This window comes from Isoptericola sp. Y541, from assembly GCF_059445465.1.
In genome coordinates this window covers 262,848-277,249 of sequence record NZ_JCAIUJ010000004.1, presented here as the reverse complement: position 1 = coordinate 277,249, position 14,402 = coordinate 262,848, and the positions used below count along the sequence as shown (strand labels likewise).

Annotated in this window: 8 protein-coding genes; 1 reads left to right on the top strand and 7 read right to left on the bottom strand. The window is 68.6% G+C overall.

The genetic code is table 11. From position 1 onward, the window contains the following. Positions 1 to 4: 4 nt before the first annotated feature. Both AC1C2V_RS11435 and AC1C2V_RS11430 read right to left on the bottom strand, forming a co-directional pair. Positions 5 to 475, bottom strand: a complete 471-nt coding sequence (locus AC1C2V_RS11435) for a hypothetical protein (protein ID WP_495389735.1) — start codon at positions 473 to 475, stop codon at positions 5 to 7. Between the two features lie 520 nt (positions 476 to 995). Beyond that, entirely contained in the window at positions 996 to 1,118 is a 123-nt protein-coding gene (locus tag AC1C2V_RS11430; RefSeq protein ID WP_495389734.1) for a hypothetical protein, read from the bottom strand. 182 nt (positions 1,119 to 1,300) lie between these two features. Between AC1C2V_RS11430 and AC1C2V_RS11425 the strand changes: the two genes are divergently transcribed. After that, on the top strand, positions 1,301 to 2,125 hold the full coding sequence (locus AC1C2V_RS11425) for a protein NO VEIN domain-containing protein (protein WP_495389831.1): 825 nt from the start codon (positions 1,301 to 1,303) through the stop codon (positions 2,123 to 2,125). Between the two features lie 175 nt (positions 2,126 to 2,300). On the opposite strand, the gene AC1C2V_RS11420 is transcribed toward AC1C2V_RS11425, so the two are convergent. The 5 genes from AC1C2V_RS11420 to AC1C2V_RS11400 are packed head-to-tail and all read right to left on the bottom strand — an operon-like array spanning position 2,301 to position 14,230. After that, positions 2,301 to 5,408: a Z1 domain-containing protein gene (locus AC1C2V_RS11420; protein ID WP_495389733.1), complete on the bottom strand. Its 3,108-nt coding sequence runs from the start codon at positions 5,406 to 5,408 to the stop codon at positions 2,301 to 2,303. Continuing rightward, positions 5,405 to 6,379: a PD-(D/E)XK motif protein gene (locus tag AC1C2V_RS11415; protein ID WP_495389732.1), complete on the bottom strand. Its 975-nt coding sequence runs from the start codon at positions 6,377 to 6,379 to the stop codon at positions 5,405 to 5,407. The genes AC1C2V_RS11420 and AC1C2V_RS11415 overlap by 4 nt, the downstream gene beginning before the upstream one ends. After that, the gene (locus AC1C2V_RS11410) at positions 6,376 to 7,899 is read right to left on the bottom strand and encodes an ATP-binding protein (protein ID WP_495389731.1); all 1,524 of its coding nucleotides are present in this window, start codon (positions 7,897 to 7,899) and stop codon (positions 6,376 to 6,378) included. Before AC1C2V_RS11410 ends, AC1C2V_RS11415 begins: the two co-directional genes overlap by 4 nt. Continuing rightward, positions 7,899 to 11,375, bottom strand: a complete 3,477-nt coding sequence (locus AC1C2V_RS11405; RefSeq protein WP_495389730.1) for a Swt1 family HEPN domain-containing protein — start codon at positions 11,373 to 11,375, stop codon at positions 7,899 to 7,901. Before AC1C2V_RS11405 ends, AC1C2V_RS11410 begins: the two co-directional genes overlap by 1 nt. Then, complete coding sequence (locus tag AC1C2V_RS11400) at positions 11,375 to 14,230, bottom strand: DUF1156 domain-containing protein (protein WP_495389729.1); 2,856 nt, start codon at positions 14,228 to 14,230, stop codon at positions 11,375 to 11,377. The genes AC1C2V_RS11405 and AC1C2V_RS11400 overlap by 1 nt, the downstream gene beginning before the upstream one ends. Positions 14,231 to 14,402 lie beyond the last annotated feature (172 nt).

The following is a 14,402-nucleotide window of genomic DNA, read 5'->3' as shown; positions in this document are numbered from 1 at the left end:
CCGATCAGCGGGATGACGCTCTCCTCCTTCGACAGTTGGAGGAGCCGCTCCGGCTCCGGCGCGACCGAGGCGGAGTCGCGAGGTCGACCGCCAGCTCGGCCACGGCGCGAGGGAGCGGCCTGTCCTCCTGCTCCCTGCGTGCGACCATCGCGTCGACCGCCGTGGACTGCACATGGCGCCGCGCCTCGGCGTAGCGGACCTTCCGGGCACCGTCGAGCTTGGTCTCGACGAGGAATGCGTACCGCAACTCCAGGAGCATGAGGGTCTCGGGGGTGTCGACCGCGACGTCGACGCCGGGTTTTGTGACGGCGAACTCCTTGGACAACGACCCGTGCAGGGCGTTGCCGATTGCACGCGCCACCGACTCGCTCGAGAGGTAGGTCGCGGCGTCGTGCACGCGGTGGTCCACCCGCGCGTCGACGCGGTAGTCGGTTATCCACGGCAAGACCGACGAGACGCCCCGGTGGGTCGTCACCGGGTCCGCAGGATGCCAGAAGCTGACCCACCAACCCAGGTTCGTCGGGGGGCTCCTTCAGTGCCTCCCGCACCCCGTCGACGTGGAAGAGCGAGCTGGACAGCAGGCTGCCGATGGTCACCATGCCCACCACCTCGACGTCGACGGGCAGCCGGCGCAGCAGGCCCGCGGCGATGACCGATCCCAGGCTGTGGCCCACGACGACGAGCCGACCCGAGCGCGGCACCTTCGCGAGGATCGTGTTCAGGACGTGGGCACGGACGTGAAGCCTTGAGGTAGTTCGAGGCCTGCCGGAACTTCGAGAGCCTGAGAGACGCCCCGGCGATCGGGTCGCCGCCGAACCATGCAGCACCGGGGTCATGCTGCCCGAGCATGACTTCGACCGCCCACTCGCGACGCTCGAAGTCGCGACGGTTCTGCTTGGCCGCATCCCCGGTCAGGGCCTTCACCGTCAGGGCGGGCAGAGGTTCGTCTTCGTCCACGCCGTGCAACGCGTTCGGGTACTTCGGGGCGATCACCGTCACCCCATGCAGGCCGGGGTACCCAAGTCGGCCATCGTCGCCTCCAGGGCGGCTTTCCATCCGTCCTCCTGGTCCCCGGACCCGACGCCGTGCAGGAACAGGAGGGTGGGCTTCACTGGCATGGCTGGCTCCCGCGAGTGATGAACGACTGAACTGCGCTCGGCCGGCATCGAGGTGTGCACTGCAGAGCGCTGGGGCAGCCGCCCACCCGGAGCGATGAACACCCGTGCGCGACCGCGGGTGAATTCTGGAACGCCGCCTCGCCTCACATTGAGCACCTCGCAGTAGCGTAAGCGCCGTGGTGATGACATTCGAGTGGTTGCGGGACGCAGAAGCCGCTGTGCCTGCTCGCGCCGGGTACAGCGCGACGGCAGCCGTCGTCGACGCGACCCTCAGGGTGGTGTTCGGCGCTGACGTTGCTGATTCGCTGCGTCCGGTCAATCGGCCGTTGAAGAAGGTCGCGTCGCGAACGGCCATGAGTGCCGTCATCGGTGAACTGGTGTGCACGGTCTACGCCGATCCCGGGGGAGTGAATGTGATGACTCCCGGGACTGGCGCCGAGGCGTATCTCAGAGCGCGCGCAACGTCGGGAAGTGACATCCGAACTGATCGACGAGGCGACTTCGCCTATGCGATGGTTGGCTATGTCTGGGATGGCACAAGTGAATCTGCAGACGTCGTTGACGCCGAAGCGTTGGCTGATGAAGCAGCTGGACGGCCACCTCGTCGAGCTCTGCTCACTTCGGCCGCTGAGCGCCGCGCGATCGAGGAGCGGGCAGTCCGCGTGGCCATCGAACAATTCGAGGCGCTCGGTTATCAAGTAGCCGATGTCGGAGCTGTGGACTCGTACGACCTTGACTGTCGGCGTGACGACGAGCGGCTGTACATCGAGGTGAAGGGCACCACGACCAGCGGTGAAGCCGTTGTCCTGACGAAGAACGAGGTCGAGCTGCACCGAGTTCAGTACCCGAACAACGCTCTCGCGATCGTTCGACGGATCAGTCTCGATCGGTCGTGCGAGCCGCCTGTCGCGACTGGCGGCGAGTTGGTCGTGACGCGGCCGTGGTTGATCGAAGAACGGGCGTTGACCGCGTTGAGCTACCGGTACGACATAGGAGACACCGCCTGACGCGGTCCGGTCGGCAGACGCGACACAATGACTGGCACGATGTTCGGTGATAGGCCGTCCGTGAAGTCCTGAGACTTCCTGAGGCCGTGGCCCGCCAAGATTTATCGACTCTCTGCCCAGAGGTCTGGTTCGTCAGAGAGCTCCACGCGGCGCATATGTTCGCATCCGACGGGCACTACGTGATATCGATGGTGACCCCCGCGCCGCGCTTGCGGGCTTGGAATCCGATCCGCCCGCTCGGCGACGATTTGTATGGCATCGATAGCGAGAAGAGCGTTGCAATTCCACGCGACGTCGACGTGTCGAAGAGGATGTCCTTGCCGTCGTTGTCCCGAGCGAATGTCAGGAGCATGGCGCCACGCGTGTCGACGCCTCTCATGAGATCGTCGCGGATGTGTTGATAGCGCGGTTTGTCGAGTTCCGCTGCGATCTTGTCAGATCCTGTGACGTCAGGTGCCAGAAGTCCGCGTGAGACCGTCTCGATGGATGCTCGCTGTCTCCTGGAGCTTCCGGAGAATGGATTCCCTTCGCGCACGCGCCTCATGCGGGTCAGCACATCGATACCGTAGCCGTCGAACCGCATGGTCACTGGGCCGCTGCTCCCGGTAGCTCGGTGTGTGCGGGCAAGGTCTGGCACGATCACGGCCCAATCCTTGAGCGTTCCATTCGTGATCGACTCCTCCATGAAGGAGATGGTCGGGCGTAACGAGTACGTCTTGTGCCAGGTGAACTTCTGGAGTACCTCGATCATCGCTTCGGCCGAGACGATGCCATAGCGAGCCCGGTACGGAGCATCCGCGATCGACTCGACACGGCGCCGCCCGTCGCTGACCTGCGCGATCTCCGCTGCGAAGAACTCGCCACAACCCGGTGTGCCGATCTCGGCCTCCCTCACGGGAACCGCGTCGAGAAGAGCGTGGACCGCTGCGAAGTGGCGCTCGTTGACAGCCTCGTTGGGCTCGGGAAGTTTCGGGAAGTCCTGTGTCTTCCCACCGACTCCCATCGTCGCGAGCTCGGCGTTGTACATCTTGTTCCGGCCCGTCGGGGTCAGCCACGGCAGACTCTGGAAAACGAGAGGCGGCACATCGATCGGACGGACCTTGGGCTTCCCGTCGTCGTCGAAGCCCTGGTACTGGCGGAGCTGCTCGCGGAAGTCTTCTTCGTCCCGCACGATCGCCTCGAACGCCTTGTACAGATCGACCGTGGTGCCCTTCCGCGGGCCGGGCACGTTGCGACCGATGTAGAGCCGCACGAGATCCGCATAGCCCGGCCGGTACCCGAACCAGCGGCCCATCTGCATCAGGGTGTCGGCAGCGGTGGTACGCCGCGTGTAGTAGGTAGTGGTCAGGCCCTCGACGGTGAACCCGCGGCTGAGCTTGGCGCCGCCGACGAGGATCTTCCAGACGTCACCGCCTTGGAAGTCGAGATCCTCCTGGACGTAGTCCCTCTCGGCGGCACCGTTGACCACGATGACGGGACGCAGCCCCGCCCGGATCCGGCTGGTGGCCTGGCCGACGAAGGGTCGCAGCGTCCTGAAGTCGGGAGGAGCTGGTGCCTCTGGAGCCCGAGCCTCCTGGACGGGCTGGAAGTCGCCCGTCCACAGCTCCCACAGTCGCCGCATCCCGTCCGGCGAGGAATAGCCGGCGCGGAGCCACACGTCCTCGACAGTGGCAGCGAGTTCGGCGTGATCGGCCTGCCGGACGGACTCGTGCACCAGCATGGTGTGGTGTCGGTAGTCGCTGTCGTAGCCCTGGGACTTCCGGTAGAGCTTCAGTGCCCCGCTGAGGACGTACGCGTCGAGTGCGTTGCGGATCTCCTCGCGGCGCAGGGCGTCGTCGTTGTCCAGGTCTGCGTACAGCCCGCGGACGAAGGCGGCTTCGTTCGAGTCGGCGACGCCACCGGGTTCGTCGTCGACGTCACGGTCGAGGTCGTGGAACTGGCGTCCGCCCATGTATGCGGCGGGCGGGTCGAGGCTGACGATGAAGTCCTTGGGGAACACGTCGTCGACGTCATCAGGGTCGACGAACACGTTGGCGAAAGGCGTCGCGGTGTATCCGATGTACTGGGCGCGAGGCAACTCGCCGAGCAGCTCGGCGATGAGCTTGTTGATCGCTGTCCGCTCACGCCGTTCGGGGCTGTCCTTGCGCGGGTCCTTCGTGTTGATCGTCGCCTGGTCGGCCTCGTCGTCGATGATCAGCGTCGGGATCTCGGTGAGGTCGGCGCGGATCGCCCTGAGGTCGGCGACGAGCTTCTTGAGGACTGTCGAGTTCTTTTTGACGACGGCGAGCCGGATGTCCGAGCTGTAGAGGTTCGCGGGGTCGTAGAGCCTCTTGGCGGGGTCGGGAAGGCGTTCGGACCGGAAGTCCAGGTAGCCCAGGCCGTTCTTGAGACTGCGATAGTCGCCGGCAGCGTTGGTGAGGCGCCGGATGGCGGGGCGCCCGAAGTCGTGGGGGTACTTCCCGTACCGGAGGAACTTGCCGTCCTGCCAGTCCCGGTCGCCTGTACCGGCGTAGTCGATGTCCTTGACCTGGTCGGGGTCGCTCTTGACCCGCCCGCCGAGGATGTTCTCCTCGCCGACGAGTTCCATGTCGAGGCGTCGCTGGGTCTGCCCGCGAAGGAGCTCGATGGTGCCGGTGAGGACAATGACGAGCCGGTAGCCGGCGTCGGCGGCCTTGGCGAGCACTCCTGTGAAGTTCGCGGTCTTGCCCGACTGCACATGCCCGACGACGAGCCCCTTGGACTGGTAGGGCTCTTTGCGGGTGGGGTCGGCGAGCCGGCGGACGACCTCGCGAGTGACACGGTCTAGCTCCTGGACGGCCTCGCCACTCATCTTGCGCTCGAGGACGCGCCGGTATCCGGTCCAGTAGAAGCCGTGATCGGCGGCGAGCTCGTCCGTGTACCAGGGGTCCCAGTCGGCGGGCTTGTCGGCGATGATGACTGCGCCGAGGTCGAGGGGGAAGGCGTCGTCGACCGCGGCCCGCGCATCGCCGCTCAGGCCGAGCAACCGGAACACCACGTCGCGGCGGACGATTGTCGACGGCTCGGTACCCTCGGTCCAACCCTCCCCGTCGGCGGCGTCCCAGCGGATGAGCTGGCTGTGGAACGCGAGCCGGGCCTTGTCGTTGGGGTTGCTCGCAGTCACGACCTCGACCAGCTCGGCCTCGGTCAGTGTCTCCCCGGATCGCCGCAGGTGGTGGAGGACCTCGTCGAGCAACGGCACGGGCGGGAAGCCGTCCATGCTGCGCATTGTGCGGACGACGGCGTCGGTGATGGCGTCGTTCATCTGTCGGAGTCCTTCGGCTCGAGGAACATGCGGAGCGGTGCACCAGGAATGCCCGGCGTGAGGTCGGTGACGTCGATCCTGTACGAGAGGTCGGCGACGAGGTCGGCGCGCGGGACAGCGGCGGACAGCCGCGCATCGGTGACGGCGGGGAAGTCGTCATCCACCTCGTAGGCAGTGGGTGCACTGCGGAGCATGTAGGAGGCCTCGTAGAGGTCGGCGTCCTCGTCGCGCCAGCCGAGCCCGTGGAGTGCCTCAGCGAAACGGTAACGGTCGGCGAGCCGGTCGTAGAGCCCGGCGACGAGACTCGTCAGCGAGGGCCCGTCGCCCCCGCCGGCGCGGGTGAGCTGGATCGACACGAGCCAGAGCGGACGGCCAGGGTTGGGCCGTAGCTGCCCGGTCCCGGAGATCATGTGCCGGCGACGCTCGGACAGGGTCGTCTTGACCTCGGCGTCGAAGTCGGCGAACGCGTAGTCGTGCTGCTCTGCGGCGGGCCCGAGCCACCAGTCGAGCACCTCGGACTCCGGTGCGCGGTCGAGCAGCGCGGTAAGGGCAAGCAGCTCTCCGACCAGTCCGAGCTGCTGCGATTCGCTGAGGCGCTGCCGGGCGGCGAGGAGTGACTTCAGATTGGTGACGGCGGAGTTGGCGGCCGAGGCGAAGTTGGCGCCCCCGCGCATCGTCTCGGTGACCGAGAACAGCAGGCTGTACGCCTCGTAGTGCATCTCGGTCGCGTCGACGCTGAGGGTCGACCACGTCTCGTCGTCGTCGTCGATGACGTCGACCTCGACGTGCCGGAACCCCTTGAGCGCGGGTTCGGTCCCGTCGTACGGGGTCCGGAGGGTGAGTCGCTCGCCGCGCGGGTCGATGCGCAGGATGCAACGGGGCGCGGTCGTCAGGGTGTGGGTGGAGGTCTTCCCGAGCCTGAAGTAGTGCTCCAAAGATTCCGGGCTCAGCCTGTCGTCCGCCTCGGTCATGCCTCGTCGCCTCCGTCGAGTTGTTCGCCCTGCGCCTTCGCCGCGGCCACCAGGATGGACTGCCAAGTGGCCTCGTACCGGCGGGCGCTCGCCCCTTGGTACGCACCGGCGAAATGCTCGTTGACCAGTAGGTGCAGCAGACTCTTGACTAGCGGTGCGTCGTCCCGGCGCAGGCTGCGCTGCCCGACGACGGCGGTGCGGTACCGCACGTTGAGGACGAGCGCTCCGGCATCCCGGTCGACCTTGAAGAACCGGTCCTCGGGGAGGGTGCTCCAGCGGATCTCGACGGCGGGCTCGTCGAGGTCGAACTCGGCCGCCTCGGCGAAGGCGTCGAGGACGTCGCCGGGGAGACCGCCACGGGGTTCGATCACCCTGACCGGTCGGGCCTGGCGCTTGCGCGCTTCCTTCGCCCCGGTCTCGGCGGCGCGCCGGAAGTCGGCGAACGACGTGCCGTCGGCCGCACGTGCCGTGAGGATCGCATCCTTGAGGGTCGCGTCGAGGACGACGCCCGTCTTCTCCGGGTTGATGGTGACGTGGTGTTCGGTCTCGGGCGTGATGTCGAGGGCGACCCGAGCGAACTCGAGCTCGCGGGAGCGTCGCGTGAGGTCGACCCAGCCGCCGGCGTGGAGCAGCCGGTCGCGGCGGTACACATAGAGGCCCTGGGAGTCCAGCGGGCCCTTGCCGTCGAGGGTGAAACCGACTTTGTTGCGTTCTGGCTCCGGCCAGACGTGCGCGGTGGCACGGGCGATTCCGTCGGGGAGGACGGCCCTCAGCTCGATGGGGAAGCCGGAGATGGGGGTGCGGTCGTAGCCGAACGGGTCGAGCGGTTCGACGACGCGCGGAGCGCCGGCGCCGAAGTCGACGTCGTACTCCTCGATCGTGATCCGGACGTCGCCGCGCGCGACGATGCGGTGCAACACGAGGCCGAGGTGGAAGAGCAGCCGGTCGACCTGGTCCTCGAGCCAGCGGCGGTGCTCCTCGCGGTCGGCGCTGCGTAGGAACGTCCGGACGTCTGCCCACTCGACGACGGTGCCGGTGTCGAGGGAGAAATCGACCTCGGTGCCTTGCAGACGCTCCTGGGCGTCTTCCGCGTCATAGGAGTCGACCACGGGCCCGGAGTCGATGGTCGACCGGAGGATCCGCCGCCCGACCGCCGGCGCACCGTACCGCCGCGACCACACGTAGAGCGCGTCCGCCTGGCTGAGAGATGCAGCCTTGAGCCCGATCCCGAAGTGTCCGAGGTCGGTCTGCCCGTAGGCCCGCTTGCGGGCGTAGGTCATCGCGTCGTCGATGGCCGCGGTGTCCATGCCGCGACCGTCGTCGATCACCTCCAGGCCGCGAGGCACTCCGTCCGCGAGGACGAACCGCACGAGCACGTTGCGGGCGCCGGCGTCGATCGAGTTGTCGACGAGATCGGCGACGGCCGTGGCAAGCGAGTGGTGCCGGCCGATCGCGGACGTGATCGACGGGTCAGGGTCGACCCGTCGTGACGAGACGGGCTGCGGACCGGCAACGACCATCAGGCGTCCTCGAACCTCGTCACGGTGAACTTCAGCTGCCGCGAGTTCTCGGCGACCACCCGCACGGTCTGCTGCTCGAACCCGTCGCTCTTCTCCGCCCGGATGTCGAGCGTGACGTCGAGGAGATCGGGTCCGGCCTGCTGGAGGTGCAGCAGGACCTCGTCGACGACGTTCCGCAGCGCCGACGACAGGTCGGCCGACCCGTCGAGCTCCACCTTCGCCGAGTACCGGACGTTCTTGACGACCTGCGGCGCGACCGGCGCCGGGCCGGCCGGTCCGGAGCCGACGGCAGGGGTGGCCATTCCGGTTTCGCTCGCTCCGGCAGCGAACGATCCGCCGCCCGGGACGGACTCCGCGGCCTTCGCCGCTTCGTCGGCCCGCCGCTGCGCGACGGCGAGGTCGGGCTTCACGAGCAGGGTGTCGTCCGTGATCGTGCGGAACTCGACGTCCTCGATCGGCACGGCGAGCCCGCCGAACTTGCCGGAGGTCTCGTCGTACGACTCGGCGAGGGCGAAGCCCTGCGCGGTGAACCCGGCGTCGAACAGCGCGTCGTGCGCGGCCTTGACGAGAACGTGTCGGTCCCGAAGGCGCGGCATGTACGGGTAGCGGGCGTAGCACTCCCACAGCTCGCCGAATCGGATCTTGCCCGTATTCCACCGGGCCAGCAGGAACTCGTTGACGTCGATCCGCACGAGAGCGGGCGCGACGTCGACACGCAGCAGGTCCTCCTTGACGAACCTGGCGCCGGTCCGCTGGGCGAGCCCGTGGCGCGCCTGCCCGTCGCATTTCTGCTGCCCGACGCCGAACGGTGCGCCCGGGTCCGGCTGGGTGGCGTGCAGTCCCCAGATCCAGGTGTTGAGGATCTGGTCGTCGACCGTGCGGTTGGTGGACTCGACCTGCCGCAGCGCCTGGGCCTCGTTGGTCTGGGTGAGGTCGAGCCGCGCCTTCTCCGCGAGGATCGAACTCCACGCCAGATAGGAGCGTGCGGTGGACTCCAGCTCCTTCCACCGCGTGGCATCGGGGGCGAGCATGACGAGCATGTTCGGCATCGTGCGTTGCGCGCTGCCGCGCTTCTGCAGGAGCTCGAGCGCGAAGCGGCTGCCGGCGCTGCTCGTGTCCTTGCCGTTGTGCGTGTGCTCCGGGTGCAGGATCACGAGTCGCACGGCGTCCTCGTCCGGCACGTCGCCGGTCGAGGTGGGCGCGACGACGACACCGGCGAACTCGACGGTGTTCTTGGGAGAGGTCCGGCGCAGTCGCGCGACGACCTCCTCCCACACCCGGGCGGTGTCGAGGTGGCGCGCGCGCTCGGCGGCGGTGCGGTTCAGCGAGGGCTGGGTGTCGTACCAGAACCGACCGTCGCCGGTGTAGAAGTACGACGACGCGTCCTGCAGCGCGCCGAGCGCCGACCCGATGTTGCCGACGACGTCGCCGGGCAGGGCGAGCCCGAGCACGAGCCGCTTGCGGTCCACACCCTTGTGGGTGGTGGCGACCGTCGGCGCGGACTCCATGAGGACCGTGCGAGCGGCGCGCACGGTCATGGACCGGTTGCCGAGGTTGGGGCGCTCGCGGTCGATGCGACGTGCGACGGACTCATCGCCGTCGATGTCGTTCTGGACGACGGCGTCCCAGCCATGTGGGAGGTACTGGACGAGCTCCCGCCGGACGGCTGCGGAGTCGAGCGGGACGGTGCCGGGGATGACGAGCGGCGACCTGTCCTCGGAGACCCAGAGCTGGTGGACCACGGCGCTCATGAGGCGCAGGACGCCGCGGGTGCGCTGGAACTTCTCGAGCGTCGACCACTCGGCGTAGAGCCGATCGAGCAGCTCGGGGTGCACCGGGTACGAGGCACGGATGCGGGCCTCGTACGCCTGCTCGGTCACCTCGGTGGGGAACTCGCCGGTGTTGCGCTGGTAGAACTCGCGGAACCGGCGGGCGGCGGCTGCGATGAGCTTGGCCTGATCCGCGGTGGGCTGCCGGAAGAGGCGCCGGCGGACGATCTCGTAGGACTCGTCGCGGGCGGCGGGCGCCCACTGGTAGGCGACGCGGCGGACGATGTTGTCGAGGCGGGCGAGGGCTTCGTGGCCGAAGTCGCCGCCGACCTCGAGGTCGGACGCCTCGGACGCCGTGTCCTCGTCGCCGGCGGCGCCGTCAGAGAGTCGCGTGCTGGCCGGCACGGAGACGAGCAGAAGGATGCCGGGCACGGCGGCCGCGGCCTGCGTGAGCGACTGGGCGAACGTGAACTGGGTGTCGAAGTCGCCGCCGGGCAGCGGCGCGCGGCTGCCGTCGGGCAGGATGCGCGGGGTGTTGAGCTGGCGTGCGTAGGACACCCACTCGTCGACGAGGATCACCGCCGGGCCGAACGCGGTGAAGAGGTCGCGGAGGGCACCGCCGGGGTTGGTCCCGGTGCGGTCGGCCTCGGCCACGTACGCGTACCCGGCGGTGCCGTCGCCGGCCTCGTGGCCGAGCTGCCAGGCGATCTCTCCCCACAGCGTGTGGACGACGGTGCCATCGGGCTTGGCCGTCGGCTGGCCGGGCGAGATCTCGTTGCCGACGATGGTCACCCGTTTCACCGGCGTGCCGACGACGCCCTCGTGGTGGCCGTGGAGCACGTCCTGGACCTCCTGCGGGAACTCGCTGAGCGGCCGGCCGGAGAACAGGTGCCAGACCGCGAGCATGGAGTGGGTCTTGCCGCCGCCGAACGTGGTCTGGAGGTTGATGACCGCGTCGGCGTTGGTGTCGCCAGCCAGGCGCGCGGCCGAGCGGCGCAGGAGCTCGCGCAGGCCGTCCGTGAGGTAGGTGCGGCGGAAGAACTCGATCGCGTCGGAGTACTCCGTCGACGGCTCGTCGGCCTTGCCGCCGGTGTCCTTCACCGCGACGCGGTAGAGGTCGGCCGCGAACTCGGACGACGCGAAGTCGCCGCTCGCGACGTCGTCGTGCGGCGTGAGGACGTCGCGCCACGAGGGAAGTTCGGTGTCCGCGGTGTTGACGGTGGTGGAGGCCGACCGGGTGGTGCGACGGGTCGCCTTCTCGAACTCTGCGCGTTCGACCTCGCGGCGCATCGAGCGGACCTCGTCGGCTTCGCGAACGGCGCCGGTGGGGCGGAGCAGGAGCTCGACGGTTTCCAGGGCGCGCCGCGCCTGGTCGCCAGTGAGCGACTTGTTGTGCGCCCAGTCGTTGCGGATCTGGCGGAGTTCGCCGGCATAGCCCTGTTCGGTGCGGGACAGCGCCTTGGTGAACAGGAAGCCGAGCGCTCCCATGCGCTCGGTGATGATCCGGAACTGGACCTGCGGATCGGTGCGCTCGTAGGTGCCGAGACTCTTGCCGGCCTCGGCGTCCTTGGCCTCGACGACGCGCGCCCAGTCGGTGACACCGTCGGGGAGGTGCGGCGCGACGACGCGCTCGATGAACGGGTCGAGGGCCCCGGCGAGGATCTCGAGGGCGCGGCCGACGTACTCGCGGTTGCTCACGGTGGGCATCAGTTGTCGTCTCCGAGGTCGAACTCGTCCTGGACGTTCGCGTCCGGGGCGATGGTGTCGGCGGCCGAGGTGAGCTCGGCCCATGCTCCACCGAGGGCGTTGAAGAGGCGGGCGTCCTCGGGACGCTTGTCCTGCGTGAGCTCGTACAGCCGGTACGCGAGGAGCTGGACGGCCTCGAGGTCGACGTCGCCGCGGTCGCGGACGGCGGCCAGCAGGCGTGCGGTCGGCTCGATGCCGCCCTGCTCGTCCGAGAGCACCCGCGCCAGGTGGCACGTGACCTCCCACACCGAGATGCGGTCGTCGAGTGCCGGGTTCCACGACATCGGGAGGTCCGCGGGCCGCACGAGTCGCACCTTGCCCTCACCCGAGGTCAGCACCCCCGCCGAGCGGAGGCCGTCCACCGACGTGTTGGTGGCCTTGGCGAGCACGTCGGCCTCGCCGTAGGGCGCGACCGCCCAGCCGTACTGCAGGTACCACTTCAGGCAGAACCGGCTGTCGGTGTCGAGGTCGCCGTCGTTCTCCGCGAGCACCTCGTCGAGCACCTGGTTGATGAGCGCGAGCGCCGTCTTGACAGTCATGGGCTTGCCGTCGTTCTCCAGTACCTGGCTGTACCGGGAGAAGATCGCCATGCCCGGGCCGATGGTCGACTGCGCAAGGTCGACCGGCGCGATCGCGCCCTGCTGCATCTCCGTAAGGGCCTGCGGGAGCTCTGCCTTCAGCGCGGTGAGGAACCCGCGGCGGCTCGTCGCCGACGCGGTCGCGTGGCGAGGACGCAGGGACAGGACGATGGACGACGCGAGGGCGTTGGTGCCCGAGGCGATCATGCGGTTGCCGAGCTCGGTACGCATCGGCCAGGTAGCGGTGATCGTCCATCCCGACCGGATCATGCCTTCGAGGAGGGTGGCCCAGCCCGTCGAGGCGACGCCCTCGGACTCGAGCTCCTGCTGCTTGAAGGCGTAGTAGACCGTGATCGGATAGTCGTCCGATGCCGACTCCCGGGCCCGTGCGAAGACGTTCTCGAACCCGTCCTCGAAGAACTTGGCCGCGCCTTCCCTCCCATTGTGCCGGTAGGGGTTCGCGACGAGTTCCTCGGCCTTCGGCACGAGCATCGTCGAGAAGACACCCGGGTGGATCGTTCGGAGCGAGCGGCGGAGCCAGACGTAGAAGAAGTCCGAGAGATCGGAGTACCCGATGTTGTCGTAGTAGGGCGGGTCCGTCGACACGACAACGTTCGCATAGCTCCGGGTCGATGCATCGGCCTGCTCAACGCAAGCGACTTGTCCCCGGGTCTCGACACCATCGAGTGCTTCGGTCGTCCACTTGACGGCCCCGTGCCAACTTCCAGTGCCCTCCGCGAACTGATTGGGCTCGACGAAATCCCAGGTCATGGGGATCGCCTGGCGCGCGAAGGTGTTGCGAGTCGACTCACGGCCAAGGAACCAAGTAACGATCGATGAGCCGCGGTCCGCAAGCTTGGACAGTGAAAAGGCCAGGTAGGTGGCGACGGCGTCGGCGTAGGCCTCGGCGTCGGTGCCGCCGTCGGCGAGACGGGTGCCGTGTGGGAGGCCCGCGGCGACGGCGTCGGCCAGCACCCGCTCGCGCGCCTCACCGACGAGGTCGCTGAACGTCGTGAGCGCGGTGAGCTGTCGATTCGTGAACAGGTCCGCCCACTGGGTCATCCCGTAGCGGAACACGTTGATCCGCCCGGGCCAGTCGAAGATCTCTCCCTGCGGGACGGACATGGGCTTCGTGACCGCGGCAGCACTCAGATGAGCAGCAGTCGGCGCCACGTACGCACGCGATCGGTTGCCTTCCGCGACGACGGCCATCAGTTCCGCGCCCATACGCTTCGCGCGGCTCTCGGCCCGGACGTACTCGAGTGGGACCGCGGTCGCGCAAGCAACGCAGTTAGCACCTGTGCGGCCGACCGTGCCGTCGTCGGTCGGCGATGGCGCTTTGGCCTTGTCGTTACCGATGGAGAACTCGACCCGGCGTCTGGTCGGGGTATCGGCGTCGTCCACCACGGTCGGCACGACGTACGCCTCCTTGCCCTTCTTCTTGCCCAGCCACCAGGACCGCACGAGGGGCATCTCGATGCCGCAGGCGGGGTTGGGGCAGGTGACGGTGCGTGCCCAGATCCATGCGATGACGGTCGCCTCGGTGGACGTCCCGGACTTCTCGTCGGTGATGGTCGCCTTCGGGTAGAGGTGGCCGATGCGCTCCTGCGCGCGGTCGCGCATCCACGCGCCGTACCGGCGGACGTCCTCGGCAAGGCCGGTGGCGCGCGGCCAGTCGCCCATGCGCTCCTCGGCGGCGCCGGGGAACACCGGCTTGCGGCCGGCGAACTTCGGCGGGATCTCGATGAGCGCCTTGTTGATGAGCACGGCCACCGGGTTGAGGTCGCTCGCGTGCGCCTCCAGGCCCAGCCGCTGTGCCTCCAGCGGGATGGTGCCGCCGCCGGCGAAAGGGTCGAGGATCGCCGGCGGGTTGCCGTCGGTCGACGCCAGGATCTCGGCGTGCGCCTCGGCGAGGAGCTTCTCGTCGCCGACGTTCTCCCACACCACCAGCCGCCGGATGATGTCGTGCAGCCGCTCCCGCTCCGCCTTCTGCGACGCCTCGTCCGGGAACCGGTCCGGGTGGGACGACGGGTCGTCGACGAGCTGCGCGAACAGCACCGCACGCGCCGAGGCGAGCGGGCGCCGAGCCCACCACAGGTGCAGCGTCGACGGATGGCCGTGCCGGATCGACTTCTCCCGCGCCGACTCCCGGTTGATGTCCTCCAGCGGGAGCGACACCTCGATGAGCTTGCGGCGCGGGGCGCCCGCGTCCGACGTGGGTACAGCGGTCGATGTCATCGGTGTGGTGCTCCAGGTCGGGGACGGCGTCACCCCGCCGCGCTTCGTCCGATGCCGCGGCGAACAGTGGCACTCATCGTATGGCGGGGACCGGTTGCCGCCCACCGCGGAACGGGTGAAAAGGGGGCATAGTGCCGGGTGCCCGGCCGGAGCCGGGACGGTCGTCCACGTG

Coding starts and splice junctions, on each gene's coding strand:
- AC1C2V_RS11430 (WP_495389734.1), bottom strand. CDS start 1,118: ATGCCAGTGAAGCCCACCCTCCTGTTCCTGCACGGCGTCGGGTCCGGG.
- AC1C2V_RS11425 (WP_495389831.1), top strand. CDS start 1,301: ATGACATTCGAGTGGTTGCGGGACGCAGAAGCCGCTGTGCCTGCTCGC.
- AC1C2V_RS11420 (WP_495389733.1), bottom strand. CDS start 5,408: ATGAACGACGCCATCACCGACGCCGTCGTCCGCACAATGCGCAGCATG.
- AC1C2V_RS11415 (WP_495389732.1), bottom strand. CDS start 6,379: ATGACCGAGGCGGACGACAGGCTGAGCCCGGAATCTTTGGAGCACTAC.
- AC1C2V_RS11410 (WP_495389731.1), bottom strand. CDS start 7,899: ATGGTCGTTGCCGGTCCGCAGCCCGTCTCGTCACGACGGGTCGACCCT.
- AC1C2V_RS11405 (WP_495389730.1), bottom strand. CDS start 11,375: ATGCCCACCGTGAGCAACCGCGAGTACGTCGGCCGCGCCCTCGAGATC.
- AC1C2V_RS11400 (WP_495389729.1), bottom strand. CDS start 14,230: ATGACATCGACCGCTGTACCCACGTCGGACGCGGGCGCCCCGCGCCGC.